Source organism: Yonghaparkia sp. Root332, from assembly GCF_001425665.1.
In the GTDB taxonomy this organism is placed as follows: Bacteria; Actinomycetota; Actinomycetes; order Actinomycetales; family Microbacteriaceae; genus Microcella.
Genome location: NZ_LMCX01000001.1, coordinates 351,903 through 375,509 on the forward strand (window position 1 = coordinate 351,903; position 23,607 = coordinate 375,509).

At 71.4% G+C, this 23,607-nt stretch carries 25 protein-coding genes; 9 read left to right on the forward strand and 16 right to left on the reverse strand.

All coding sequences use genetic code 11. The annotated features are described in order from the left end of the window. Positions 1-158 precede the first annotated feature (158 nt). The 5 genes from ccsB to ASC54_RS01650 are packed head-to-tail and all read right to left on the reverse strand — an operon-like array spanning position 159 to position 4,842. Positions 159-1,169 (reverse strand): c-type cytochrome biogenesis protein CcsB, encoded by a 1,011-nt coding sequence (ccsB, locus tag ASC54_RS01630; RefSeq protein ID WP_055858089.1) that lies wholly within the window; start codon positions 1,167-1,169, stop codon positions 159-161. Next, the gene (locus tag ASC54_RS01635; protein ID WP_235451356.1) at positions 1,169-2,836 is read right to left on the reverse strand and encodes a cytochrome c biogenesis protein ResB; all 1,668 of its coding nucleotides are present in this window, start codon (positions 2,834-2,836) and stop codon (positions 1,169-1,171) included. The genes ccsB and ASC54_RS01635 overlap by 1 nt, the downstream gene beginning before the upstream one ends. Then, positions 2,814-3,557 carry a cytochrome c biogenesis CcdA family protein gene (locus tag ASC54_RS01640; RefSeq protein ID WP_156376769.1) on the reverse strand — a complete coding sequence of 248 codons (744 nt, stop codon included), beginning with the start codon at positions 3,555-3,557 and terminating at the stop codon, positions 2,814-2,816. The genes ASC54_RS01635 and ASC54_RS01640 overlap by 23 nt, the downstream gene beginning before the upstream one ends. An 8-nt stretch (positions 3,558-3,565) precedes the next feature. Beyond that, positions 3,566-4,213: a TlpA disulfide reductase family protein gene (locus tag ASC54_RS01645; protein WP_055896288.1), complete on the reverse strand. Its 648-nt coding sequence runs from the start codon at positions 4,211-4,213 to the stop codon at positions 3,566-3,568. Continuing rightward, on the reverse strand, positions 4,210-4,842 hold the full coding sequence (locus ASC54_RS01650; RefSeq protein WP_055858083.1) for a histidine phosphatase family protein: 633 nt from the start codon (positions 4,840-4,842) through the stop codon (positions 4,210-4,212). The genes ASC54_RS01645 and ASC54_RS01650 overlap by 4 nt, the downstream gene beginning before the upstream one ends. A gap of 90 nt (positions 4,843-4,932) precedes the next feature. Here ASC54_RS01650 and aspS point away from each other — a divergent pair, with 90 nt between their 5' ends. Further along, positions 4,933-6,273 carry an aspartate--tRNA(Asn) ligase gene (aspS, locus tag ASC54_RS01655; RefSeq protein WP_055896289.1) on the forward strand — a complete coding sequence of 447 codons (1,341 nt, stop codon included), beginning with the start codon at positions 4,933-4,935 and terminating at the stop codon, positions 6,271-6,273. Positions 6,274-6,394: 121 nt separating this feature from the next. On the opposite strand, the gene ASC54_RS01660 is transcribed toward aspS, so the two are convergent. Further along, positions 6,395-6,763, reverse strand: a complete 369-nt coding sequence (locus tag ASC54_RS01660; protein WP_235451357.1) for a hypothetical protein — start codon at positions 6,761-6,763, stop codon at positions 6,395-6,397. Positions 6,764-6,874: 111 nt separating this feature from the next. On the opposite strand from ASC54_RS01660, the gene ASC54_RS01665 reads away from it, so the two are divergent. Continuing rightward, positions 6,875-7,843, forward strand: coding sequence for a ring-cleaving dioxygenase (locus ASC54_RS01665; protein ID WP_055858079.1), 969 nt, complete (start codon positions 6,875-6,877; stop codon positions 7,841-7,843). Further along, positions 7,840-8,508 carry an alpha/beta hydrolase gene (locus ASC54_RS01670; RefSeq protein ID WP_200932255.1) on the forward strand — a complete coding sequence of 223 codons (669 nt, stop codon included), beginning with the start codon at positions 7,840-7,842 and terminating at the stop codon, positions 8,506-8,508. The genes ASC54_RS01665 and ASC54_RS01670 overlap by 4 nt, the downstream gene beginning before the upstream one ends. A gap of 93 nt (positions 8,509-8,601) precedes the next feature. Here the strand turns inward: ASC54_RS01670 and ASC54_RS01675 are convergent, their stop codons facing one another. Next, positions 8,602-9,387 (reverse strand): alpha/beta fold hydrolase, encoded by a 786-nt coding sequence (locus ASC54_RS01675; protein ID WP_055858076.1) that lies wholly within the window; start codon positions 9,385-9,387, stop codon positions 8,602-8,604. A gap of 143 nt (positions 9,388-9,530) precedes the next feature. Here ASC54_RS01675 and ASC54_RS01680 point away from each other — a divergent pair, with 143 nt between their 5' ends. Together ASC54_RS01680 and ASC54_RS01685 are read left to right on the forward strand one after the other, a co-directional pair. After that, positions 9,531-10,184 (forward strand): hypothetical protein, encoded by a 654-nt coding sequence (locus ASC54_RS01680; RefSeq protein WP_055858073.1) that lies wholly within the window; start codon positions 9,531-9,533, stop codon positions 10,182-10,184. After that, entirely contained in the window at positions 10,181-10,426 is a 246-nt protein-coding gene (locus ASC54_RS01685; protein WP_055858070.1) for a DUF6186 family protein, read from the forward strand. The genes ASC54_RS01680 and ASC54_RS01685 overlap by 4 nt, the downstream gene beginning before the upstream one ends. 22 nt (positions 10,427-10,448) lie before the next feature. Here the strand turns inward: ASC54_RS01685 and ASC54_RS01690 are convergent, their stop codons facing one another. From ASC54_RS01690 to ASC54_RS12945, 6 genes are all read right to left on the reverse strand, one after another. Beyond that, complete coding sequence (locus ASC54_RS01690; RefSeq protein WP_055896291.1) at positions 10,449-11,408, reverse strand: alpha/beta fold hydrolase; 960 nt, start codon at positions 11,406-11,408, stop codon at positions 10,449-10,451. 9 nt (positions 11,409-11,417) lie between these two features. Beyond that, a complete protein-coding gene (locus ASC54_RS01695; RefSeq protein ID WP_200932256.1) occupies positions 11,418-11,771 on the reverse strand; it encodes an ATP-dependent DNA ligase in 354 nt (117 codons plus the stop codon). Between the two features lie 127 nt (positions 11,772-11,898). Then, complete coding sequence (locus ASC54_RS01700) at positions 11,899-12,261, reverse strand: hypothetical protein (RefSeq protein WP_200932257.1); 363 nt, start codon at positions 12,259-12,261, stop codon at positions 11,899-11,901. Between the two features lie 100 nt (positions 12,262-12,361). Continuing rightward, complete coding sequence (locus ASC54_RS01705; protein WP_055858065.1) at positions 12,362-14,485, reverse strand: heavy metal translocating P-type ATPase; 2,124 nt, start codon at positions 14,483-14,485, stop codon at positions 12,362-12,364. Positions 14,486-14,524: 39 nt separating this feature from the next. Next, positions 14,525-15,151, reverse strand: a complete 627-nt coding sequence (locus tag ASC54_RS01710; protein WP_055858063.1) for a TetR/AcrR family transcriptional regulator — start codon at positions 15,149-15,151, stop codon at positions 14,525-14,527. After that, on the reverse strand, positions 15,148-15,372 hold the full coding sequence (locus tag ASC54_RS12945) for a hypothetical protein (protein ID WP_055858062.1): 225 nt from the start codon (positions 15,370-15,372) through the stop codon (positions 15,148-15,150). Before ASC54_RS12945 ends, ASC54_RS01710 begins: the two co-directional genes overlap by 4 nt. A 383-nt stretch (positions 15,373-15,755) precedes the next feature. Between ASC54_RS12945 and ASC54_RS01720 the strand changes: the two genes are divergently transcribed. The 4 genes from ASC54_RS01720 (at position 15,756) to ASC54_RS01735 (ending at position 19,980) form a co-directional block, all read left to right on the forward strand. Continuing rightward, the gene (locus ASC54_RS01720) at positions 15,756-16,775 is read left to right on the forward strand and encodes an isopenicillin N synthase family oxygenase (protein WP_055858060.1); all 1,020 of its coding nucleotides are present in this window, start codon (positions 15,756-15,758) and stop codon (positions 16,773-16,775) included. Between the two features lie 274 nt (positions 16,776-17,049). Beyond that, positions 17,050-18,012 (forward strand): quinone oxidoreductase, encoded by a 963-nt coding sequence (locus ASC54_RS01725; protein ID WP_055896294.1) that lies wholly within the window; start codon positions 17,050-17,052, stop codon positions 18,010-18,012. A gap of 109 nt (positions 18,013-18,121) precedes the next feature. Further along, a complete protein-coding gene (ppk2, locus tag ASC54_RS01730) occupies positions 18,122-18,982 on the forward strand; it encodes a polyphosphate kinase 2 (RefSeq protein ID WP_055896297.1) in 861 nt (286 codons plus the stop codon). Then, the gene (locus tag ASC54_RS01735; RefSeq protein ID WP_055896300.1) at positions 18,979-19,980 is read left to right on the forward strand and encodes a diacylglycerol kinase family protein; all 1,002 of its coding nucleotides are present in this window, start codon (positions 18,979-18,981) and stop codon (positions 19,978-19,980) included. Before ppk2 ends, ASC54_RS01735 begins: the two co-directional genes overlap by 4 nt. A gap of 13 nt (positions 19,981-19,993) precedes the next feature. Here the strand turns inward: ASC54_RS01735 and ASC54_RS01740 are convergent, their stop codons facing one another. From ASC54_RS01740 to ASC54_RS01750, 3 genes are all read right to left on the reverse strand, one after another. After that, positions 19,994-20,743, reverse strand: coding sequence for an alpha/beta hydrolase fold domain-containing protein (locus ASC54_RS01740; RefSeq protein ID WP_235451358.1), 750 nt, complete (start codon positions 20,741-20,743; stop codon positions 19,994-19,996). 133 nt (positions 20,744-20,876) lie between these two features. Beyond that, on the reverse strand, positions 20,877-21,494 hold the full coding sequence (locus ASC54_RS01745) for an acetylxylan esterase (protein ID WP_235451359.1): 618 nt from the start codon (positions 21,492-21,494) through the stop codon (positions 20,877-20,879). Between the two features lie 467 nt (positions 21,495-21,961). Next, complete coding sequence (locus ASC54_RS01750) at positions 21,962-23,479, reverse strand: APC family permease (RefSeq protein WP_055858048.1); 1,518 nt, start codon at positions 23,477-23,479, stop codon at positions 21,962-21,964. Positions 23,480-23,607: the final 128 nt, after the last annotated feature.

The following is a 23,607-nucleotide window of genomic DNA, read 5'->3' on the forward strand; positions in this document are numbered from 1 at the left end:
CTGGAACCGCTTGCAACCACGGGCCGTGCCAACCAGAGCTCAGAGAGCGCCGACCACGGATCGGGGCGCGCCGACCACGGATCAGAGCGCGCCGGTTCCCGGCGAGACCGGCGCCGTGGCGGCGGAGCCGAGCGGGCCGGCACCGCCGGCCGCGCGGACTAGAGCCCGCTGTACGAGTGCAGGCCCTTGAAGAAGAGGTTGACGACCGTGTAGTTGAAGATGACCGCGCTGAAGCCGATGATCGCGAGCCACGCCGAGCGGTCGCCGCGCCAGCCGCGCGTCGCGCGGGCGTGGATGTAGCCGGCGAAGAGGGTCCAGATGATGAAGGTCCAGACCTCCTTGGTGTCCCAGCCCCAGTAGCGGCCCCACGCGCGCTCGGCCCAGATGGCGCCGGCGATGAGCGTGAAGGTCCAGAACACGAAGCCGACGACGTTCACGCGGTAGGCGAGCGACTCGAGGGCGGATGCTCCGGGCAGGGTCTGCACGAAGCGCAGCCCCTCGGCCTTCGACGCGGCGGCGCGCGATCGCAGCAGCTGCATGATCGAGAGCCCGGCGCCGATCGCGAAGAAGCCGGTCGCGAGCGTGGCGACGAGCACGTGGATCACGAGCCAGCCGGACTGCAGCGGCGGCGGGGTCGGCACGACGTCGACGTAGAAGTTCGTCGTCACGATGCCGAGGGCGAGCAGAGAGAAGCCCGTGATGTAGGCGCCGAGGTAGCGGATGTCCTTCCAGAGCAGGGCGCCGAGGAACGTGCCCATCCCGAGCGCCGTCGCCGTGAGCCCGAACTCGAACATGTTGGCCCACGGCACCCGTTCGGCCGCGATGCCGCGGGTGAGGACGGCGGCGAGGTGCAGCAGCCAGCCGAGCGCGGCGAGGGCGACCGCGACCTTCTGGAAGCGGGTCGCGCCGATCGGCGCGTCGACGGGGGTGCCGGATGCCCGGGCCGTCGTCGTCCGCTCGATCGTCGATGTTCCGCCGCGGGCCGACCCTGCGGCCGCCTCGGCGGTGAGGGAGGAGGCGGGGGCGACCTGAGCGGGCGCGACCCGTGCGGCATCCGTCGACGCCGCCGAACGCGTGGCGAGGTCGATCGTGAACAGCACGAACGCGATGGTGTAGACGCCCATGGCCGAGTAGACGGCGACGAGCGAGTAGGCGACGAGGTTCTCCATCAGGTCTCCAGAGTAGGCGCGAGTCGCTGGGAATGCGCATCGGCGAGGTCGGCGACCGCCGCCTCGAGCCCGGGGTCGTCGCCGCGGGCGAGGCCGGCGTACTCCAGGCGCACGCCGTCGTCGGTCGCGGTGGCCACGACCCACAGCCGTCGACGCGGCACGAAGAGGCTGACGACGAGCCCGCCGAGCACGAGCAGCGCCGAGATGAGCACGCCGGTCTGCGTCGGGTCGTGGTGCACATCGACGCTCACGAAGCGCTGCAGGCCGCTGAACTCGACGGACCCGAGCCCATCGGGCAGCTCGGCCGTCTGCCCGAGCCCGATCACGAGCGGATCGGCCGGCGCTTCGCGGCCCGCGATCTGGGTGAGTCCGTCGGTGTCGAGCGCGTAGGCGTTCCGCGGCACGCCGTCGTTCAAGCCGAGGTCGCCGGTGAAGGCGTTGAAGGTGAGGACGGGCTGGTCGGGCTCCGGGTACACCGACGAGAGCGCCCGCGACTCGAGCTGGATCGCCGAGGGGTAGAAGAAGCCGATCATGCCGAGCTGCTCCTCCAGGCCGTCGGGCACCTTGATGACGCCGATGCTCGTCAGGTTCGCGTCCTGCGGGAGGAAGGGGACGGCCTCGCTGAAGACGATGTCGCCGTCGCCGTCGCGCACGGTGATCTCGGGGGCGAATCCGTTGCCGAGGAGGTAGAGGTTCGTGCCGCCGACGGTGAGCGGGTCGTTGACCTTCAGCGTGCGCTGCGCCTCGCGGCCGTTCTCGACGACCGTCATGCTCGCGGTGAAGTCGAGCGGCTGCACCTGCCCGGTCGTCGTGTCGAGCCCGTACTCGGCCTCGAAGTCGTCGAGCCGCACGCCGTAGGGGTCGAGCAGGGCGTCGTCGAAGAAGCGGCCGGGGTTGAACGAGTCGTAGCTGCCGAGCTGGTTGACGAAGGTCTCGCCCTGCACGATGACCTTCTGGCCGTTGTAGCCGAAGCCGCCGGCGAAGCCGATGGTCGCGAGCACTCCGACGAGAGCCATGTGGAAGATGAGGTTGCCGGTCTCGCGCAGGTATCCCCGCTCGGCCGAGAGCGAGTCGCCGTAGCGCTCGACGCGGTACCGGCGGCGGCGCAGCTCGGCGCGCGCGGCCTCGAGCGCGGTCTCGACGTCGCCGGGAGCATCCGTCGCCCGGTACCCGACCAGGCGGTTCAGGCGGGCCGGCGTCTTCGGCGGAGCCGAGCGCAGCGCGCGCGCGTGGTGCAGCGTGCGCGGGATGATGCAGCCGATGAGCGAGACGAACAGCAGCAGGTAGATGGCCGAGAACCACACCGAGGTGTAGGTGTCGAACACCTGCAGGGCATCGAGCACGTCGAAGAGCTCGGGGTTGTCGACGCGGTACTGGGAGACGCCGTTCGGGTCGGCCGAGCGCTGCGGCACGAGCGACCCGGGGATCGCCGCGACGGCGAGCAGCAGCAGGAGGACGAGCGCCGTGCGCATGCTCGTCAGCTGCCGCCACGCGAAGCGCAGCCAGCCGACCGGGCCGAGCGACGGCTGGGCGATGGGCGCGGATGCCCCGCGCGCGTCGCCGCCGTCGGCGCCGTCGGCCGCCGCGCGGGCATCGATCGCGGCTTCGCGCTGCTCGGCGGCGAGCGCGTCGGCATCGATGTGGTCAGAGGGGCGTAACGGTTCCACCGATCACCGCCCCGAGGCTCGAGACGAAGAGCTGCCAGAGGCCGGTGACCATGGCGAGGCCGATGACGATGAGCAGGAGCCCCCCGATGATGTTGAGGACGCGGATGTTCCTCCGCAGCCACGCGGTCGCACCCGCGACCCAGCGGAAGCCCAGCGCGATGAGCAGGAAGGGCACTCCGAGGCCCAGGCAGTAGACGAGGCCGATGAGGGCCGCGCGCCCCACGTCGCCCTCGTTGAGGATGAGCGCGTTGACGGCGACGAGGGTGGGGCCGATGCACGGCGCCCAGCCGAGGCCGAACACGATGCCGAGCACGGGCGCCCCCGCGAGGCCCGTGCGGGCCGCGATGCGCGGCTTCATCGTGCGCTGAAGGAACGACACCTGCCCGATGAAGACGAGCCCCATGACCACGACGACGACGCCCGCGACGCGCGTGATGACGTCGAGGTACTGCTGCAGGAGGAACCCGGCGGTCGCGAAGACGATCGAGAAGGCGACGAAGACGACGCTGAAGCCGAGGACGAACAGCAGGACGCCGAGCAGGAGGCGCCCGCGCTCGCGGCGGTTCTCGGCGGGGCGCGTGATGCCGCCGACGTAGGCGAGGTAGCCGGGCACGAGCGGCAGCACGCACGGCGAGGCGAAGGCGAGGAAGCCCGCCGCGAGCGCGATCGGCAGTGCGAGCAGCAGGTTGCCGCTCAGCACGATCTCGCCGATCGGGTTCACCACGCCGATCAGCTCGACTCGGCGAGGGCGTCGGCGATCATGGCCCGCAGCGTCGACGGCTCGGAGACCAACCCTGAGATGCGGGCGGCGACCCGGCCCTGAGCATCCACCACGAGGGTCGTCGGCGTGGCCGTCGGCGCGACCTGCCCCGCGAAGGCGAGCCGGACGATGCCGGTCTTCGCGTCGAGCACGGAGGGGTAGGTGACGCCGAACTCGTCGGCGAAGGCGAGCGACTGCGCCGCGGCATCGCGCGTGTTGACGCCGATGAAGGGCACGCCCGCTCCACCCTGCTCGTCGGCGAACTCCTGGTGCAGCGCCTCGAGGTCGGGCGCCTCGACGCGGCACGGCGGGCAGCCGGCATACCAGAAGTTGACGACGTACACCTGGCCGGCGAGGTCATCGCTCGAGAGTTCGCCGCCCTCATCGAGCGGAGCCCCCTCCCAGGCGACGGGCGCCGAGCGCTCGTCCGCGGCGATGACCGTGTAGGCGCCGTCGCCCGAGATGTAGCCCTGCCCGGAACCCGAGCGGTACTGCTCGGCGAGCGGGTCGCTCGAGCAGCCCGTGAGGGCGATCGCGGCGACGGCGAGGGTCGCGGCGAGACGCGCGCGGGCGGTCGCGCGGCGTGCGGGCGTGCGGGCTGCGGAGAGGCGGGTCACACGGCTCCCAGATCGATGGACTGCGCGAGCAAGTCTGCCGCGGGATCCTGATAGCCGATCTCAGTGAAGGCGCCGTCGCGCCAGGCGAAGCTCGTGACGCTCGAGAGCGAGCAGCGGCGCTTGCGCGGGTCGTGCGCGAGCCTCTTGCCGGCGACGGCGCGGTGGGCCATCCAGATCGGCAGCTGGTGGCTGACCATGACGACCTCACCGGAGTCGGTGCGCTCGTGGGCGTCGCGCATGGCGATGAGCATCCGCGCCGCGATGTCGGCGAACGGCTCGCCCCAGCTCGGCGTCGACGGGTCGCGCATGAGGTGCCAGTGCTTCGGGTGCAGCAGCGTCCGCCGGTTCATCCGCTTGCCCTCGAACCGGTTCGTCGGCTCGATGATGCGCTCGTCGGTGCGGATCGGGAGCCCGAACGCGTCGGCCCACGGCTGCGCGCTCTCCTGGGCGCGCTGCAGGGGGCTCGCGTAGAGCGCGGTGACCGGATGCCCGGCGAGGGCCTGGACCGCCGAGGACGCCATGCGGTGCCCGAGCTCGCTGAGCCCGAACCCCTCGAGCCGCCCGTAGAGCACCCGCTTGGGGTTGTGCACCTCGCCGTGGCGCACGAGATGGACGATGTCGGCGGGCATGAGCCCAGTCTACGAGCGGGCGGATGCCCGGATTCGCGCCCGGTCGCGGCCCGAGCCCGGGTATCCCGCCCGCCGGTAGGCTGTTCTCTCGTGACTCGCACCCTCATCAAGAACCTCGCCCCCCTGCCCGACGGAACCGTGACCGTGGCCGGGTGGGTCGATACGGTGCGCGATCAGAAGAAGGTGCAGTTCGTCATCCTGCGCGACGAGTCGGGGGCCGTTCAGCTGGTCAACCCTGCGACGCGCGAGCCGGGTGACGACGCTGACGACGCCACGCGGTCGGCGCTCGCGCTCACCGAGTCGATCTCGGGCCTCGCGCACGGCTCGATGGTGCGCGTCACGGGCGAGCTCAAGCACGACGAGCGCGTCAAGCTCGGCGGGATCGAGGTGAAGATCGCGAGCCTCGAGGTCGTGAGCGAGGCGCTGCCCGAGACCCCCATCGCCGACGACTCGAGCCTCGACAAGCGGCTCGACTGGCGCTTCCTCGACCTGCGCCGCCCCGAGGCGAACCTCATCTTCCGCGTGCAGACGACGTTCGAGCACGCGCTGCGCACGTGGTGGGTCGAGAACGACTTCGTCGAGATCCACACCCCGAAGCTCATGGCGAGCGCGTCGGAGTCGCGCGCCGAGCTGTTCGAGCTCGAGTACTTCGAGGGCAAGGCCTACCTGTCGCAGAGCCCGCAGTTCTTCAAGCAGATGGCGCAGCCGGCGGGCTTCGGCCGCGTGTTCGAGATCGCGCCGGCCTTCCGCGCCGACCCCTCGTTCACGTCGCGCCACGCGACCGAGTTCACCTCGATCGACGCCGAGTTCAGCTGGGTCGACTCGCACGAGGACGTCATGCAGATGCACGAGCAGCTGCTCGTGGCCGGGTTCACCGCGGTCGTCGAGAAGCACGGCGCCGAGATCGAGGCCGCGTTCGGTGTCACCGTGACGGTGCCCGCCGTGCCGTTCCCGCGCATCCCTCTCGCGGAGGCCCTCGAGCTCGTGAAGGCCCGCGGCTACGAGGTGCCCCGCACCGACGGCGACCTCGACCCGGAGGGCGAGCGCCAGCTGTCGGCCCACGTGCGCGAGGCGTTCGGCCACGACTTCGTGTTCGTCACCGACTACGCGAGCGGGATCCGGCCGTTCTACCACATGCGCCATGAGGGGGATGCGGGGCTCACGAAGAGCTACGACCTCCTGTACAACGGCACCGAGATCTCCACCGGAGCCCAGCGCGAGCACCGGGTCGAGGTCCTCATCGCGCAGGCGCAGGAGAAGGGGCTCGAGCCCGAGGAGCTCGAGTTCTACCTCGACTTCTTCCGCTACGGCGTGCCCCCGCACGGCGGGTTCGGCATGGGCCTCGCGCGCGTACTCATGCTCATGCTCGGGCTCGGGTCGATCCGCGAGACGACGTACCTGTTCCGCGGGCCTACGCGCCTGCTGCCGTAGTGCTGCCTGCGCGGCCAGCGCCTCCGGCCCGAGTGAGCCGCGATGTCGCAGTTGAGCCTGAACTTTTCAACCCAACGGCGACTTTCGGGCTCACTCGCTCGCGGAGCAGGGGGCGGGTCGGCTAGACCTCGAAGTCGGGGCGGATGCTCCAGCCGGTGTACGTCTCGAGGGCGGCCATGAGGCGCAGGGCCTCGAGCGCGGCGTGCTCGTGGCTGACCGTCGAGTAGACGTCGATCGCGAGGGGCGGCGGCTCGCCGAACTTCGGGATCTCGATCTCGGCGCGGGCCCCGCCGGCGAGCTCGACGTAGGGCCGCATGGTCCGCGCTTCGCGCACGGGGCTGTCGACGGCGAGGGCGACGATCGCGAGCGCGTCGATCTTGGTCACCGGGCTGCGGACGACGATGGTCGCGCACCACTCGGGCTGCTCGGCTCCCGAGCGACCGATTCGGGGCAGGAGGCGGCCGACGAGGTCGCGGACGGGCTCGATCACACCGTCACGATAGGCACGCCGGCTGGGCGGCCGCTCGGCGGCGGTCGGGAATATCCCTGGCGTCTATGCGTTTGCATCGATATCATCGGCGCGACAACCTCAGGAGCTGACATGACCGCGACCACCCAGGGCCTGCACCACGTCACCGCGATCGCGGGCGACCCCCAGAAGAACATCGACTTCTACATCACCGGCCTCGGGCTGCGGCTCGTGAAGAAGACCGTCAACTTCGACGACCCCGGCACGTACCACCTCTACTACGGCGACGAGTCGGGGCGCCCCGGCACGCTCATGACGTTCTTCCCGTGGCGCGGCATCCAGCCCGGCCGCATCGGCGCGGGCCAGTCGACCTCGACCGCCTTCTCGGTGCCGGCCGGCTCGCTCGGCTGGTGGGTCGACCACTTCGCCTCCGTCGGCGCCGAGGCGCGCATCACCTCGACCTCCTCGAGCGAGGAGCGCCTGCTCGTCCACGACCCCGACGGCCTGCAGATCGAGCTCGTCGCGACGCACGAGCACGACCCGCGTGACCCGTGGGACTCCGCGAGCGTCCCCGCCGAGCACGCCATCCGCGGCCAGCACTCGAGCGTCCTCACCGTGCGTGACGCCGAGAGCACCGTCGCGCTCATGGTGAACGACCTCGGGATGCGCGTGGTCGAGCAGGAGGGCAACCGCACCCGCCTCGCCGCGGGCGACGGCATGCCCGGCGCCCTCGTCGACGTCCACGCCTCGTCCCTCGCCCCCGCCGGCCTCACCGCGGGCGGCACCGTGCACCACATCGCGTTCCGCGTGCCCGACCAGGCGACGCAGCAGCAGTGGCGCGACGAGCTCGCGAGCAAGGGCCACCGCGTCACCGAGATCCTCGACCGCCAGTACTTCACGAGCATCTACTTCCGCGAGCCGGGCGGCGTGCTGTTCGAGATCGCGACCGACACCCCCGGATTCGACATCGACGAGCCGCTGCTCGAGCTCGGCCGCGCGCTCAAGCTGCCGCCGTGGCTAGAGCCCTCGCGCGAGGCGATCGAGGCGCGCGTGATCCCCGTCACCCTGCCGGAGGAGAACAACCCCGAGGTCGCCGCGTGACCGGCGCGGCCGAGCCGGGCGGCGCGGCCGCGGGTGTCGCCCTCGACGCCTGGCCGCACCTGTTCCAGCCCGGACGGGAGGGCGCCCCCGTTCTCCTCACGCTGCACGGGACGGGCGGCGACGAGCGCGACATCGCGCAGATCGCGCCGCACCTGCTCGATGGGGCGGGCATCCTCTCGCCGCGCGGTCGCGTGAGTGAGCACGGCATGAACCGCTGGTTCCGGCGCATCGCCGAGGGCGTGTTCGACGTCGACGACGTGATCGTGCGCGCCGGCGAGCTCGCCGCGTTCATCGCGCTCGCCCGCGAGCACTACGGCATCCAGGATGCCCGGCTCATCGCCGTCGGATTCTCGAACGGCGCCAACATCGCGCTCGCGACCGCGCTGCTGCACCCCGAGGCGATCGACCGGGTCATCGCGTTCAGCGGCATGTATCCGTTCGGCGATCGCGACCCGATCGGCGACGTCTCGGGGGTGAGGCTGCTGCTCGCGAACGGCGCGGCCGACCCGATGGCCCCCGCCGAGAGCGCCGCGCACCTCGCGCGGGTCGCGGCCGAGCACGGCGCGGAGGTCGAGCGGCACATCCGCGCAGGCGGCCACGGCATCGACGGCAGCGACATCGCGGCCGCGCGGACGTGGGTCGCTGACGTGGTCGCGACCGTCTGATCGTGCGCTCGTGCCAGCACGTGCGGGCGCGCAGCTCGGGCTCGGCCCGACCTGCTCGCACGGGCGCGGGCTGAGCCCGCCCCAGCCCCGGGCTCAGGCCTGGTGGGCGACCGCGTCGACGAAGTCGAGCAGGGCCGCGGCGGTGGCGCGCGCATCCTCCGCGGGCGGCAGGTGAGCGACCCCGGGCACCATGACCGCCCGGCCGTCGACGACGCCGTGGGCGATCTCGGCGGCCCTCGCCTGGGGCGCGACGAGGTCGTGCTCGCCCCAGAGCGCGAGCACGGGCATCCCGATCTCGCCGAGTCGTGCCCGCACGTCGTAGTCGGCGAGCGCCTCGCAGCAGCGGGCGTAGCTCTCGTCGTCGGCGTCCTGCAGCACCCGTAGCAGGCGGTCGGTGAGGTCGGGCTCGCGCTCCCTGGATCCGGGGGCGAACCAGCGCTCCGCCGATGCCACCATGACCGCCGTGGTCGACCGCTCGCGCACGATCGCGGCGCGCTCGTGCCAGGACTCCGGCGTGCCGAGCCGGGCGCCCGAGGCGACGATCGCGGCTGCGACCACGAGGTCGGGGTGTCGCAGCGCGAGCTCGAGGCCCGTCGCCCCGCCGAGGGAGACGCCGGCGGACAGGATGCGGTGCTCGCCCCGAGCGCGGAGAGCGGCGGCCAGTCCGTCGGCGATCGCGCCGACCGTGACGGGCCCGTCGGCGGCGGGGCCGGCGCCGTGCCCGGGCAGATCCCACGCGCACACCCGGTAGCGCTCCTGGAGGAGCGGGGCCACCGCCTCCCACAGGATCGTCGACGTTCCGAGCGAGGGACCGAGCACGACGAGAAGCGCGTCCGCCGGGCCGACCGTCTCCGTGAGGCGGATGCTCGGGGTCGTCATCGTCCGTCGCCCTCGTCGGCGACGCCGCCGATCGACATTCCCGCGATCCGTCCGTCCATGGCGCGAGCGTAGCGCCCGTTCGCCCGCACCGGCTGGCCGTCGTCTGCCGCGTCGCGCGCCGCTCTCGCCCGTAGGCTGACGTCGTGACGCGAGCCGCCGCCCTGACCCGCGCGTCCGCCCAGCGCTGGCCGACGAGCGCCGTGCTCTGGGTGGTCGCGCTGGCGATCATGGCGGGGTTCCAGTTCTGGCGCGGCGCCCCGATCGACGGCGTGATCTTCGCTGTCATCACGTCCGGCCTCCTCATCGAGCGGTCGGTGCGGATGCGCCGCCCCGCCGCCGACCCCGCTCCCGCCCCGAGGAGGTCGCCCTTCACGCCCCGCCTCTCCGTCGTCGTCGGCGTCGCGCTCGCCGCCGGGCTCGCGCTCGTGCTCGCCCCGCGGACGGGCGCGATGAGCATCGCGCTCGTCGCGGCCCTCGGGCTCGCGGCCGTCGCGCTGGTGTGGGATCACGCGCCGGGCTCCCGCCCGAGCTCGCCCGCCTCGCGCCGCCGCTCGCGCATCGCGTGGGGCTCGATCGGCATCGCGCTGTGCCTGTGGGAGGCGGCGGCGTACATCCTCTCGGTCGCCGTGCCGCGCGGCTGGATCGGCTTCCCGACGGTCTCGCTGCTGCTCGAACCCGCCGTCGACTTCGACCCGACCCGCGCGCTGCTCGCCGCGGCCTGGCTCGCCGTCGGCGTCTGGCTCGTCGCCGGCGCGGCCGCGCGGCGAGCGACCCCCCGAGCGGGAGCGCGCTCGTGATCGACGTGGTCATCGACGTCGAGCTCACGCGGACGATCACGATCGCCGGCTACCTCGCCGTGATCGTCGCGGCCGTCGCGATCGACGTCGCCGCCCGTCGCGGGGTCGGCCGGCTCGAGCCGCTCGGCGACACGATCGCCGCCGCGATGGGCGACCGGACCATCCGGATCGCGGTGGTCGCCACGTGGTGGTGGATCGGCTGGCACTTCCTCGCCGACCCGACGCGCAGCTACGGTCTCTGAGGCGCGGCCGTCGCGCGAGCCGTCAGAGTCGGGCGGCGCGGTCGGTCGAGAGGAGCATCCCCTCAATGACGCCCGCGCACGCCGCGGGGTCGGCGAGCGGCAGGTCGTGGCGACCGGGCAGGCTGCGGGCCGAGACGCTCGGGAAGCGCTCGGCGAGCTCGACCGCGCGTCCGGTGACGGGGACCGGGTCGCGGTCGCCGTCGACGAGCAGGACGGGGATGCCGCGCTCGTCGAGGTGGGTGAGCGCGCCCTCCCAGGTCTGGCCGGCGACGAGGGCGTCGAAGCTGCGGGTGTAGGCCTCCCAGGTGTGGCGCACGCCCGCGCGGGCGATCGGCGCCGGGAGGTCGGGGTTGAGGGCGACGGCGAGGCGCGCGGCGCTGTCGCGGTTCTCGCACACCCACGCGCACGTGCGCTCGGCGACCGGTCCGCTCGCCATGAGCGCCTCGAACCAGCCCATGCCCGCGACGCGCTCGTCGGCCTCGGCCCGCGTGCGGTACAGCGGAGCGTCGAACGCGACGACCGCGCGCACGGTCGACGCCGTCGCCGCCCACTGGATGGCGAGGCTCGCGCCCATCGAGTGCCCGACCGCGATCGTCGGGCGGTCGCCGAGCCCGAGCTCGTCGAGGGCCGCATCGAGCGCGGCGAGGTGGGCCGCGAGCGAGACGGACTCGCCCGCGGTGCCGTGCACCATCGAGTCGCCGAAGCCGAGCGGGTCGGCGACGACGACCGTGGCGTGGGCGCCGAGCCGGTCGTAGACATCGCCGTAGAAGACCTGCGTGGCCGCGATGCCCGGCAGCAGAAGCACGACCGTGTCGCCCTCGCCGAAGACCCGCACCCCGAGCGGTCCGGCGACCCGTACGTCGCCCGCCCCCGGACGCCACGAGCGGACCGCGGGCGACGCGGCGCGGGCCGCGAACCAGCCCGCCGCGGTGAGGCCCGCGCCGAGGGCGAGGCCCGTGATGATGCGGAGGGCTGCGGTCATCGCAGGGCCCTAGTGGGCATCCTTGCGCTTGACGCTGTTGCCCTTGGCGGTGACCTGGCGCTTCATGCGCGGGTCGTCCGAGAGGTCGAGGCCCTGCGGGCCGAGAGCGGCGACCGCCATCTCCTCGAGCCACTCGCGGTCGAGCGGGCCGTGCGCGGCGCTCGAGTACTTGAAGTAGATCGGCACGGAGGTGTCGATCCAGATGGCGCTGCGCCCGTCGCCGACGCTCTGCGGGTCGCGCCAGTTGAGGAAGAAGTTCTCGCCGCGGCGCAGCTTGGCCGAGAACAGCGCCTGCAGGTGCGCGAGCACGCGGTCGTCGAACTCGAACTGCTGGCCGACCGAGCCGTAGATCAGGGTCCCCATCGTGCAGAATCCTTCCGGTGTCGCCGCCATCGCGGCGAAAGCGCATGATGGGGGCATGCTACCCGGGTGACCTGGACTCCATGCGGATGGATGATTCCTCATGCGGCCACCGGCCCCGACCCGGCGCTCAGACCGTCATCGGGAGGTCGTGCCTCTTCACGGTGTTGTGGGCCGGCATCGCGGTGCGGCTGAGGTGCACCTCGTCGGAGAGATCGAGACCCCCGGCGCCGTGCGCGGCGATGGCCATCTCCTCGAGCAGCTGCCGGTCGAGAGACGGCCGCTCGACGCTGTCGTAGTGGAAGCCCAGCGGGATCGCCGGGTGGAGCCAGATCGCACTGCGCCCTCCCCCGACGACCTGCGGATCGCGCCAGGACAGGAAGAAGCACTCGCCCCTGCGGAGCTTCGCCGTGACGACCGCCTGCACGTGCGCGAGCACGGCGTCGTCGAAGTGGAAGCTCATGCGCTCCGCGCTGTACGCGAGAACGCCCATGGTGCACCTCCCGATCCGAGGTAACCGAACGGCCACAGTATGGCCCTCTCCGCGGGCGCGCGCCAGAGGCTCTCGACACCCGTTCGCGCGACGGCGCGGCCTACCGCCCGAGGCGGTCGGGGCGCAGGTCGAGGCGGCGCAGCAGCTGCGCGTTGAGAGCGACGACGACCGTCGACGCCGACATCAGCAGGGCGCCGACCGACATCGGCAGGATGAACCCGATCGGGGCGAGCACGCCCGCCGCGAGGGGCACCGAGATGAGGTTGTAGCCGGCCGCCCACCAGAGGTTCTGCGTCATCTTGCGGTAGCTCGCGCGCGACAGCTCGATCACCGAGAGCACCGATCGCGGGTCGTCGCTCGCGAGGATCACTCCGGCCGAGCCGATCGCGACGTCGGTGCCGGCGCCGATCGCGATGCCGACGTCGGCCTGCGCGAGCGCCGGGGCGTCGTTGACGCCGTCACCGACCATCGCGACGCGGAAGCCCTCGCCCTGCAGCTCGGCGACCTTCGCCGCCTTGTCCTCCGGCCGCACCCCGGCGAAGACGCGGTCGATGCCGAGCTCGGCGGCGACGGACTGCGCAACGGCCTCGGCGTCGCCCGTGATCATGACGACCGTCAGCCCGCGCTCGTGCAGCGCGTCGACCGCCTGGCGCGACTCGGCGCGGATCTCGTCGGCGAGCGCGAGCGCCCCGACGACCTCGTCGTCGACGAGCACGTGCAGGATGATCGAGCCCTGCTCGCGCCACGCGTCGGCCGCCGGCAGCTCGGTCGCGCCGTGGCGCTGCAGCATGCTCGGGCCGCCGACGCTCACGGTGCGGCCCTCGACCCTCGCCGTCACGCCCGTCGCCGGACTCGAGGTGAAGCCCGAGGCCGCCGGCACGGCGATGCCGCGCTCGGCGGCCGCGCGCACGATCGCCGCGGCGAGGGGATGCTCGCTGTCGCCCTCCGCGGCGGCGGCCAGACCCAGCAGCTCGTCCTCGCCGATCGGGCCGGCGCTGCGCGCGCCCGCGGTCTCGACGGCCGTCACGGTCGGGGCGCCCTTCGTCAGGGTGCCGGTCTTGTCGAAGAGCACGGCGCTGACGGTGCGCATGCTCTCGAGCGCGAGGCGGTCCTTCACGAGCACGCCGCCGCGGGCCGCGCGCTCGGTCGCGATCGACACGACGAGCGGGATCGCGAGGCCGAGAGCGTGGGGGCACGCGATGACGAGCACGGTGATGGTGCGGACGATCGCGTCGCCGGGCATCCCGAGGGCGAACCAGACGATCGCGGTGATCGCGGCGGCGCCGAGCGCGAACCAGAACAGCCAGGCCGCGGCTGTGTCGGCGAGGCGCTGCGCGCGCGACGACGAGCTCTGCGCCGTCTCGACCAGGCGACGGATGCCCGCGAGCGCCGTGTCGTCGCCGACCGCCGTGATCTCGATGCGCACGCCCGAGTCGGTGGCCACGGTCCCGGCGACGACCGGGTCGCCGACCTCGCGCTGCACGGCCCGCGACTCGCCCGTGATCATCGACTCGTCGAAGGCGGCCGAGCCCTCGACGATGCGGCCGTCGGCGGGAACCCGCGCGCCCGGCCGCACGATGACGCGGTCGCCGAGGCGCAGCTCGCTCGGGGCGACCGTCTCGGTGCCGGAGTCGGTGATGCGCTCGGCTTCATCGGGCAGCAGGGCGGCGAGCGAGTCGAGGGCGCTCGTGGTCTGCGCGAGCGAGCGCATCTCGATCCAGTGCCCGAGCAGCATGATGACGACGAGCAGGGCGAGCTCCCACCAGAAGTCGAGCTCGTGCGGCAGCAGGCCGAGGCTCGCGCCCATGCTGGAGAGGAAGGCGGTCGTGATCGCGAGCGCGATCAGCAGCATCATGCCCGGCTTGCGGGCCTTCAGCTCGTCGACGGCGCCGGTGAGGAACGGCCGGCCGCCCCAGACGTAGATGACGGTTCCGAGTGCGGGCGAGATCCATTCGATGCCGGGGATGCCCGGGAGCTCGTAGCCCAGGATCATCGCGAACATCGTGCTGAAGCCGATGACCGGGAGGGCGAGGAGGAGGTTCCACCAGAAGAGGCGGCGGAACTGGCCGACGTGGTCGGCGTGGCCGCCGTGGCCGCCGTGGCCGCCGTGGCCCGCGTGCGCTCCAGCGCCCTGTGGGGCGTCATGGGCCTCGTGGCCCCCGTGCTCGGGCGTCGGCGCGGGCTCGTGCATCTGCTCCTGCGTGTGCTCAGCGTGCGTGCTCATGCCGGCACTGTATACCCCCCTGGGGTATGTGTCGAGGGTCTAGGAGGAAGTTGTCAGGACCCGGCGGACGAGCACGATGGAGTTCTCGATGAGCTCGCGCACCGTCCGGTCGAAGCCCGGCTCGTACCACTTCGCCGCCGTGTAGGTGAGGACGCCGCGTGAGAGCGCGATGACCATGTGGGCCTCGTCGTCGAGCTCGGCATCCGTCGCCTCGGTTCGCCCCGCGGCGCGGAACCGCTCGACGACGACGGCACGATAGCGCGCCTCCATCTCCCCGTCGATCGCGAGCCGCTTCGCCGAGAGCTCCGGCGTCGTGTAGATCACGCGCTGCCGCAGCCGGTAGAGCGCCGGGTCGACGGCGACCTCGGTGAGCGAGTCGATCACCATCGTCAGGAAGTCGACCAGCACGTCATCCGTCGGCTCGTGCACGAACCGCCGCACCTGCTCCTCCGACGCGAAGGGGGTGCGCGGCCCGAGGATGGCCGCCTCCTTCGAGCCGAGGTAGTTGTAGAAGGTGCGCGGCGAGGTCATGCACGCCTCGCAGATCATCTCGACGGTGACGGCGTCGTAGCCGTGCTCGGCGGCGAGCTCGACGGCCGTGCGCTCGAGCTGCTCGAGCATCGCCGCGCGCTTGCGTTCCCGCAGCGGCGGCGATGACGAGGTCACGAGCCGATCGCAGTCCGAATCGGCACCGCGGCCTCGTCGTCGAAGTAGCCGGCGCCGTGGGAGGGGAGGTCGAAGTCCCACTCGGCGAAGTACGGCGAGTGCACGCGCGGCTGCACCGGCTGCGGGTGCGCCGCCAGGTCGAAGTCGGGGTCGCTCTCCAGGCCGAGCGACGCAGCGACGCGAATCAGTCGCGCGGTGTCGAGTGAGTAGGTGAAAGGCACGTGTGCGCTCCGTTCCGACTGGGCGATATCCCGAGCCGGATGGTGCAGGCAAGGCATATTTGCAGGGTATGCAGAAGTGTAGGCATGCACCTTTCGCCACCGCCAGCATCGATCCGCCGTCAGGAACGCTCGAGGAACGAATGAGCCGCCCTCGCCAGCGCCGCGAGAGCCCCGCGACATCCGGGCTCCCGACCCGGGCGAGCGTTTGCTACTCTCGACGCATCATGAGTCGCCTCCTGTGTCGTCGCTGCTGTTGTCGCTCGTCTCTCTGACCGACCAGCACCCTCCGCGCATCCCCGCGCTCCCTCGACGACACTCGCGGCCGACCGCATCCTGACAGAACGGATGCCCGTCGCCGCCCGCTGCGAAAGGCACCGCTCATCATGTCCACGACCCCCGCTTCCGCCCTCACCCTCCCCGTGCTCGACCTGTCCCTCCTCGACGGGACGGACGCCGACGCCGCGCGCTTCCGCGACGAGCTGCGCCGCGCGACGCACGAGGTCGGCTTCTTCTACCTCGTCGGCCACGGGGTCCCGGCCGAGCTCATCGCCCGCGCGTTCGACACGGCTCGCGCCTTCTTCGCCCTCCCGGAGGAGGACAAGCTCGCGATCGAGAACGTCACGAGCCCGCACTTCCGCGGCTACACGCGCATGGGCGGCGAGCAGACGCTCGGGCAGACCGACTGGCGCGAGCAGATCGACATCGGCGCCGAGCGCCCCGCGGTGCCGCTCACCGAGGGCGTCGAGCGCTACTGGGCCCTGGAGGGACCGAACCTGTGGCCCGAGGCGCTGCCCGAGCTGCGCGAGGTGTCGGAGGAGTGGATCGCCCGCCTCGACGCGATCGGCACGCGCCTGCTGCGCGCCTGGGCGGAGGCCCTCGGCGCTCCGGCCGACACCTTCGACGCGGCCTTCGCGAACTCCTCCCCGCACCTGAAGATCGCCCGCTACCCCGGCGTCGACGCGCCCGAGCCGGCCCAGGGCGTCGGCGCCCACAAGGACCTCGGCGTGCTCACCCTCCTCTACGTCGAGGAGGGCCGCGGCGGCCTGCAGGTCGAGAAGGACGGCGCCTGGATCGACGCGCCCCCGATCGACGGCGCCTTCGTCGTCAACATCGGCGAGCTTCTCGAGATCGCCACCGACGGCTACCTCAAGGCCACCAAGCACCGCGTGCTCTCCCCCGCGCCGGGCACCGAGCGCATCTCGATCCCGTACTTCCACGGCCCGGCCCTCGACGCCGAGGTGCCCACGATCACTCTGCCCCCGGGGCTCGCCGCCGAGGCCCCCGGAGTCGACCGCGACCCGGCGAACCCGCTGCACCCCGTCTTCGGCCGCAACTGGCTCAAGAGCCGCGTGCGCGCGCACCGCAACGTCGTCGAGACGCAGTACCCCGACTGGCTCCAGTGAGCGGGTCGAGAGGTCGCTGACCCCCCTGTCGGGTGCCCCCCGAACGTAGGCTCCCCCTAGTGGGGGATGACCGCTCCCGGGCCGGCCACTACCGTCGTGGTAGCGGCACAGATCCGGGGGGATCGTACGTGACGCTTCACTGGGGGGCACGACTTCGGTCGGTGCACACTGCTTCCCCGGCTCGGGGGAGCCGGGGAGCAGGGCCCGCCTCTTCGGCCCGCTCTCGTCGGGCATCCTGGCTAGGCTCGTTCCGCACCCCGCGGAGAGGACGAGCATGCGCGCGATCGTGATGACCGAGACCGGCGGCCCCGAGGTCCTGCAGGCGACGGATGCTCCGCCTCCCGCCCCGGCGCCTGGCGAGGTGCTCGTCCGAACGCACGCCTCCGGGGTCAACTTCATCGAGATCTACCAGCGCTCCGGCGGCTACCCGGTGGGTCGGCCCTTCACTCCGGGCTCGGAGGCCTCCGGCGTCGTCGAGCAGCTCGGCGAGGGCGTCACGACCCTGCGCGTCGGCGACCGCGTGACGACGTGCGAGGCGCGCGGCACCTACGCCGAGCGCTTCACGGTCGCGGCCGACCGCGCGGTCGTCGTGCCCGACGGGGTCGACCTCGACACCGCGGCCGCGCTGCCGCTGCAGGGCATCACTGCCCACTACCTGTCGACGTCGGTCGCGCATCCCGGCCCGGGCGAGACGGTGCTGCTGCACGCGGGCGCCGGCGGCGTCGGGCTGCTGCTCACGCAGCTGCTCGCCGCGCGCGACGTGCGCGTCATCACGACGACATCCGACGACGAGAAGGCCGCGCTCAGCCGCGCGGCCGGCGCGTGGCGGACGATCCCGTACGAGGGCTTCACCGAGACCGTGCGCGAGCTCACCGACGGCGACGGCGTGCCGGTCGTCTACGACGGCGTCGGCCGCGCGAGCTTCGACGGCTCGCTCGCGGCGCTCGCCGTGCGCGGCCTGCTCGTGCTGTTCGGCGCCGCGAGCGGGCCGGTGCCGCCGTTCGAGCTCCAGCGCCTGAACTCGGGCGGCTCGCTGAGCGTGACCCGCCCGACGATCGGGCACTTCCTCCGCACCGCCGACGAGCGCGCCTGGCGCTACCGCGACCTGTTCGCCTCGCTCGCGGCGGGCGAGCTCGACGTGCGCGTCGGCGCCCGCTTCCCGCTCGCCGAGGCCGGGGCGGCGCAGGCCGCGCTCGCGAGCCGCAGCACGACGGGGAAAGTGCTGCTCACGCCGTAGCGGCGGCTGGCTCGTGATGCCCTCGGGGCTTACATGCTGCTGATGGGCCGACCATAACGATTCCTCGATTCCGCGCGGGGGCTAGGGTGAGGCGACCGAGAGGCGACGCATGTCGAAGAAGACGAAGAAGCACGGCACGAATGTGAAGCGCGTGCCGAAGAAGCTCTACGAGGCGGAGCTCGAGCGCCTGCAGATCGAGCTCGTCGAGATGCAGCAGTGGGTCATCGCGACCGGCGCCCGCATCCTCGTCATCTTCGAGGGCCGCGACGCCGCCGGCAAGGGCGGCGCGATCAAGCGCGTCATGCAGTACCTCAACCCGCGGCACGCCCGCGTCGTCGCGCTGCCGCAGCCCTCCGAGCGTGAGAAGGGGCAGTGGTACTTCCAGCGCTACGTCGAGCGGTTGCCGACCAAGGGCGAGATCGTGCTCATGGATCGCTCCTGGTACAACCGCGCCGGCGTCGAGCGCGTCATGGGGTACTGCACCGATGAGGAGTACCACCGGTTCCTCCACCAGGTGCCCGTCGTCGAGCGGATGCTCGTGGAGGACGGCATCACCCTCATCAAGTACTGGTTCTCGGTGTCGGACGAGGTGCAGCAGGAGCGCTTCACGTCTCGACTCGAGGACCCGATGCGGCGGTGGAAGCTGTCGCCGACCGACCTCGAGTCGATCCATCGCTGGGAGGACTACTCGCGGGCGAAGGATGCCATGTTCGACGCCACGGACATCCCCGAAGCGCCCTGGTGGACGATCGAGAGTGACGACAAGCGGGCCTCGCGCCTCAATTCGATCGCCCATCTGCTCAGCCAGATCGACTACCACCGCACCGAGCCGGAGCCGGTGGAGATCCCCGACCGGCCGGAGGCCACCGACTACGAGCGCCCGCCCCGCGATGACCATCAGTTCGTGCCGGACATCGCGGCGAAGCTCGTGAAGAAGGCGAAGAAGAGCAAGAAGGGGGAGGCGTCATGACAGCCGATTCGACGAACGGGCCCGCCGACCGCCGCCGCGTCGCCGCTGTCGTGTACAACCCCATCAAGGTCGACCTGCCGGCCATCAAGGCCGTGGTGGCAGAGGAGGAGTCCGCCGCAGGGTGGGGGACCACGCTGTGGTTCGAGACCTCGGAGGAGGATCCGGGCCAGGGCGCCACCGAAGCGGCCCTCGCCGAGGGCGCGGAGATGATCATCGTCGCAGGCGGCGACGGCACCGTGCGCGCCGTCGCCGAGGCGGTGCACGAGCACGGAGTGACGCTCGCCCTGCTCCCCTCGGGCACGGGCAACCTGCTCGCGCGCAACCTCAAGCTCACGCTCGACGACCTCGAGCACTCCATCCACTCCGCCTTCACCGGCGACGATCGCGCGATCGACCTCGGGATGATCGAGATCCGCCGTGCGGACTCCTCTGTCGACCGGCATGCGTACCTGGTGATGGCGGGGCTCGGGCTCGACGCTCAGATGCTCGCCAACACCGACGAGGAGCTCAAGGCGAAGGTCGGTTGGCTGGCTTACGTCAAAGCGATCGCCATCGCGTTGAAGGACGACAACCAGCTGCGCATCCGCTACAAGCTCGACGGCGGCCGATCGAAGTCGATGCGCGCGCACACCGTCATCGTCGGCAACTGCGGCACTCTGCAGGCCAACGTGCTGCTCATGCCCGACGCCGCCGTCGATGACGGAAAACTGGACATCGTGCTCCTGCGCCCCGAGGGCTTCGTCAACTGGGTGCAGGTGTTCACCAAGATCGTGTGGGAGAACGGAGTGCTCAGCCGCACGAGACTCGGTCGGAAGCTGCGCACCGACGAGGTCAAGGCCCTCAACTACCTCAAGGGCTCCCGTTTCACGCTCACGGTCGAGAAGCCCGAGCTGATCGAGCTCGACGGCGATGAGTTCGGCGAGGCGGTGGCGTTCCGCACCTGGGTGGAGGCCGGGGGCCTCACCGTGAAGGTGCCCGCCGAGTCATCGGAGGACTGAGGAGCCGCCGCCATCAGGGCCGCCGCACCACCTCGCGGAGAGCCGCGACGATTACCCGCCGCGCCCTCGCACCCTCGCGGGTGGGCAGCAGCGGGTAGACGTGCAGTTGTCCGGCGATCTCCGTGAACGCGACCTCGACGCCGGCCGCGCGGGCCTTCGCCACGAGCAGATGGGCGTCGGGATTGAGTACGTCGCGGGTTCCGGTGAGCACGGTCAACGGCCCGAGCCCGGCGAAATCGCCGAACAGCGGGCTGACGACGGGGTCGGTGAGCTCACGGTCGCCTCGCCAGAGGTCGGAGAGCACCTGGCCGCCCGGCACGCCGAGCCATGGGTCGGTGGGCTGCACCTCGGGGATGCGCGGGTTGCTCCAGCTCAGATCGACGGCCGGCGAGATCAGCACCGTCACGGGCAGTGCGATGCCGTCGTCGCGCAGGGCCAGCGCCGTGCTGAGTCCGATCTGACCACCCGCGGAGTCTCCGGCGAGGCAGGTCGGGCCGTAGCGCTCCCGGTTCTCGACGACGAGGGCCGCGACCCGCTCGGTGACCTCGGCCGCCGTGCCGAACGGCACCAGCGGGGAGATCGGAAGCGAGACGACCGTGGCGGATTCTGCCGCGATCTGGGCCGCCAGCTGCCAGTGCTGCAGTGCGATCTCGTTCACCCAGCCGCCGCCGTGGGCGTACACGACGCTGCCCACCGGGCTGCTGAGAGTCGGCGTGATCGTGTAGATCGGCCGTCCGCCGTCGGTGCGCACGTCGATGCGCACGTCGGGTCGCAGCCGCGCCGGCGGGCCGTAGCGCGCCGGCCGCAACGCCCGCTCGCGCACGCGGCGGCGAGCGCCCGCGGCGGTGATGAAGGTGCGGTGCCCAGTCGCCCGCAGGCGACGGCAGCGGCAACCTTCAGCGCAAGAGTCGCGCGAGCCATCGGTACTTCTCGACCTGGTGAAACTCCTGCCCGCCCTCGTGGTCATTGAACGGGTAGACCGCCATCGACTTGGGGCCCCCGTACCGGTTGTAGGCGGCATACACGGTCGAGGGCGGACACGTGGCGTCCATGAGGGCGACGGAGAACAAGGCTGACGCCGTGGCGCGCGAGGCGAGAGACGCGCCATCGACATGAGACAGCGTGCGCAAGATCCGCTCGGCGTGGTCGCGGTTCACGCTGAGGTAGCGCGAAATCTCGCGGTACGGGTCGCGGTCACTGACCGTGATCGCTCGGCCGAAGTGGCACAGGAACGGCACGTCGATGAGCGCCCCAACGGGCACGTCGCTGAGGCTCGCAGCAGCCAGCGCCAGCCCGCCCCCCTGGCTGCCCCCGGCCACAACGATGCGAGCCGGGTCGACGTGCACCGATTCGGCGACCGCGGTGATCGCCCGCACCGCATCCACGTAGACCCGGCGGTAGTAATACCGCTCCGGGTCGAGAATTCCCTCGGTCGTTTGGCCGGGCACCGCGTTCGAGAGCGACGAGTGATGAGGGTCGGGGGTCGCTCCCGGCGTGTTCGTGCCCGTCGTCATAGGACGCCCGGGGTTGACGCGGATCGAGGACGCGTCCCTGGGTGGGTTCCGCCTACGCCGCGGCACATCAAGCTTCGGGGATCGTTGGGGTCGTGCATCGATCAGGAACCGGAGAACTACAGGCCTGACCGACACCCGAACGTGATGGCTAACCGACATGCGCCGTAGGGCAACCCTTGTGTTACTGAGCCCGCCGGATCTAGCGACGAAGAACGCGATCGTGACCGCGATGGTGATGATCCAGATGAGGGGCGTGACGCCCTCAGGGGTGCTCCTTGGTCAGTCAATGAATGACCAGGGTCACTTCCACCCCGGCGAACCAGGGCAAGCCGCCCGGGGCACGAAGGCGTGCTCGTAGTGACGAGTCCGCTTCGAAGGAGTACTCCCCTTGATTCGCCGATCGTAGCGTGCCGAGTGCCGCACGGCGGAGTCGTTCCGTCGTGCGACACTCGGGTCAGTTCGTCGAATTACTTCCGCACGGTCGGGATCGAGCCGGTGCGACGGTTGATCTCGTCAGCCACCGCGATCGCGTCACCCGCCGGCGCAGTCGACTTAGCATCGGGCCGCGCCGCGAACAGGTAGATCGCGCCCGTGCCCAGCACGATGCCCAAGCCGATCAGCACGACCCAGTCGGTGACGAAGTCGCCCGACGCGCCCGGGGTGGCGAGCAGATACATGGCGAAGATGCCGTAGGCGAGCGCAAGGATGTTGACGACCATGCCGAACGCACCGAGCGAGAACGGCCCGGCAGGGCGCCAGCCCTTGAACCGCTGCCGCAGCGACGCCAGCACCACCATCTGGAACGCCACGTAGATGCCGAGCACCGCGAAGGCCGTCACGGGGTAGAGCAGAGCGGGGTTGATCCAGACCAACACTGAGATCACCGCGGGAATCGTGCAGGCCACGATGAGCGCGTTGACCGGCACCTTGCTCTTCGGCGAGACCTTGGCCAGCCAGCGGTGACCCGGCAGCATCCCATCGCGGGCGAAGGAGAAGAGCAAGCGGCTGGCCGCCGCCTGCAGGCTCAGCACGCACGAGAGGAACGCGGTCACGGCGACGACGAGGAAGATCTTGGCGCCGACATCGCCCAGGGTGGCGCTGAGGATGCCCGGGATCGGGTCGGCGTCCTCGCCGGCAACAATCGCCTCCAGGTTCGGTGCCGCCATCACGTAGCCGGCGAAGGAGAACAGTGCCGAGACGCCCCCGACGAGGATCGTCAGGACCATGGCGCGCGGAACCTGGCGAGCCGGCGACGCGACCTCTTCGGCAACATCACCGCAGGCCTCGAAGCCGTAGAACAAGAACAGCCCCGCAAGCGCGGCACCGACGAAGGCCGTCAGGTAGCTGCCATCGCCCTCGACGCCCATCGTGTCGAAAAAGACGCTGAACTCCTGCTGGCGCTGGAAGATCAGTAGGTACAGGCCAACCCCGATGACGCCGATCAGCTCGGCCGCGAGGCCGATGCGGGCGACGCGAGCCAGCCACGTCGTACCCGCGAAGTTGATCACGAGCGCGATGAGAAGAAGGGCGAGCGCCAGCAGCAGTCCGGATGTCGCATCCAGGGTGATGCCGAACAGGCTCGCCGCGAAGCCCGCGCCGTACTGCGCGACGGCGGTGATCGTGACGATCATCGCCCAGATGTAGACCCACGCAGCCATCCACGCATAGCGGCGGCTCCACAGGCGGCGTGCCCACGGGTAGATGCCGCCGTGGATTGGGTACTGCGAGACGACCTCGCCGAACACGAGAGAGACCAGCAACTGCCCGCCTCCGACAATGAGGAGCCACCAAATCGACGGCGGGCCACCCACCGTCAAGGCGAGCGCGAAGAGCGAGTAGACGCCGACGAGCGGTGAGAGATATGTGAATCCGAGGGCGAAGTTCGCCCACAGACTCATCGACCTGTTGAAGGTGTCGTCGTACCCGAGCACCCTGAGGTGTTCGTTGTCGGACAGCTCCGAAGGCTGATCGGGGTGGGTCGTCATGGTGCCCTTTCGATCGTCATTGAACTGCGGGACCTGGAGACTGCTACTGGGCGTGGTGACTCTCCGATGGCGCCGCCTCAGCGAGCGGTGGAGCAATCATGGTCCCGAGCCGGACCGTCGTCAACAAC

Coding starts and splice junctions, on each gene's coding strand:
- ASC54_RS01705 (WP_055858065.1), bottom strand. CDS start 14,485: ATGAGCACGCACGCTGAGCACACGCAGGAGCAGATGCACGAGCCCGCG.
- ASC54_RS01750 (WP_055858048.1), bottom strand. CDS start 23,479: ATGACGACCCACCCCGATCAGCCTTCGGAGCTGTCCGACAACGAACAC.
- ASC54_RS01675 (WP_055858076.1), bottom strand. CDS start 9,387: ATGACGACCCCGAGCATCCGCCTCACGGAGACGGTCGGCCCGGCGGAC.
- ccsB (WP_055858089.1), bottom strand. CDS start 1,169: ATGGAGAACCTCGTCGCCTACTCGCTCGTCGCCGTCTACTCGGCCATG.
- ASC54_RS01665 (WP_055858079.1), top strand. CDS start 6,875: ATGACCGCGACCACCCAGGGCCTGCACCACGTCACCGCGATCGCGGGC.
- ppk2 (WP_055896297.1), top strand. CDS start 18,122: ATGTCGAAGAAGACGAAGAAGCACGGCACGAATGTGAAGCGCGTGCCG.
- ASC54_RS01745 (WP_235451359.1), bottom strand. CDS start 21,494: ATGACGACGGGCACGAACACGCCGGGAGCGACCCCCGACCCTCATCAC.
- ASC54_RS01700 (WP_200932257.1), bottom strand. CDS start 12,261: ATGGGCGTTCTCGCGTACAGCGCGGAGCGCATGAGCTTCCACTTCGAC.
- ASC54_RS01720 (WP_055858060.1), top strand. CDS start 15,756: ATGTCCACGACCCCCGCTTCCGCCCTCACCCTCCCCGTGCTCGACCTG.
- ASC54_RS01725 (WP_055896294.1), top strand. CDS start 17,050: ATGCGCGCGATCGTGATGACCGAGACCGGCGGCCCCGAGGTCCTGCAG.
- ASC54_RS01735 (WP_055896300.1), top strand. CDS start 18,979: ATGACAGCCGATTCGACGAACGGGCCCGCCGACCGCCGCCGCGTCGCC.
- ASC54_RS01690 (WP_055896291.1), bottom strand. CDS start 11,408: ATGACCGCAGCCCTCCGCATCATCACGGGCCTCGCCCTCGGCGCGGGC.
- ASC54_RS01650 (WP_055858083.1), bottom strand. CDS start 4,842: ATGCCCGCCGACATCGTCCATCTCGTGCGCCACGGCGAGGTGCACAAC.
- ASC54_RS01695 (WP_200932256.1), bottom strand. CDS start 11,771: ATGGGGACCCTGATCTACGGCTCGGTCGGCCAGCAGTTCGAGTTCGAC.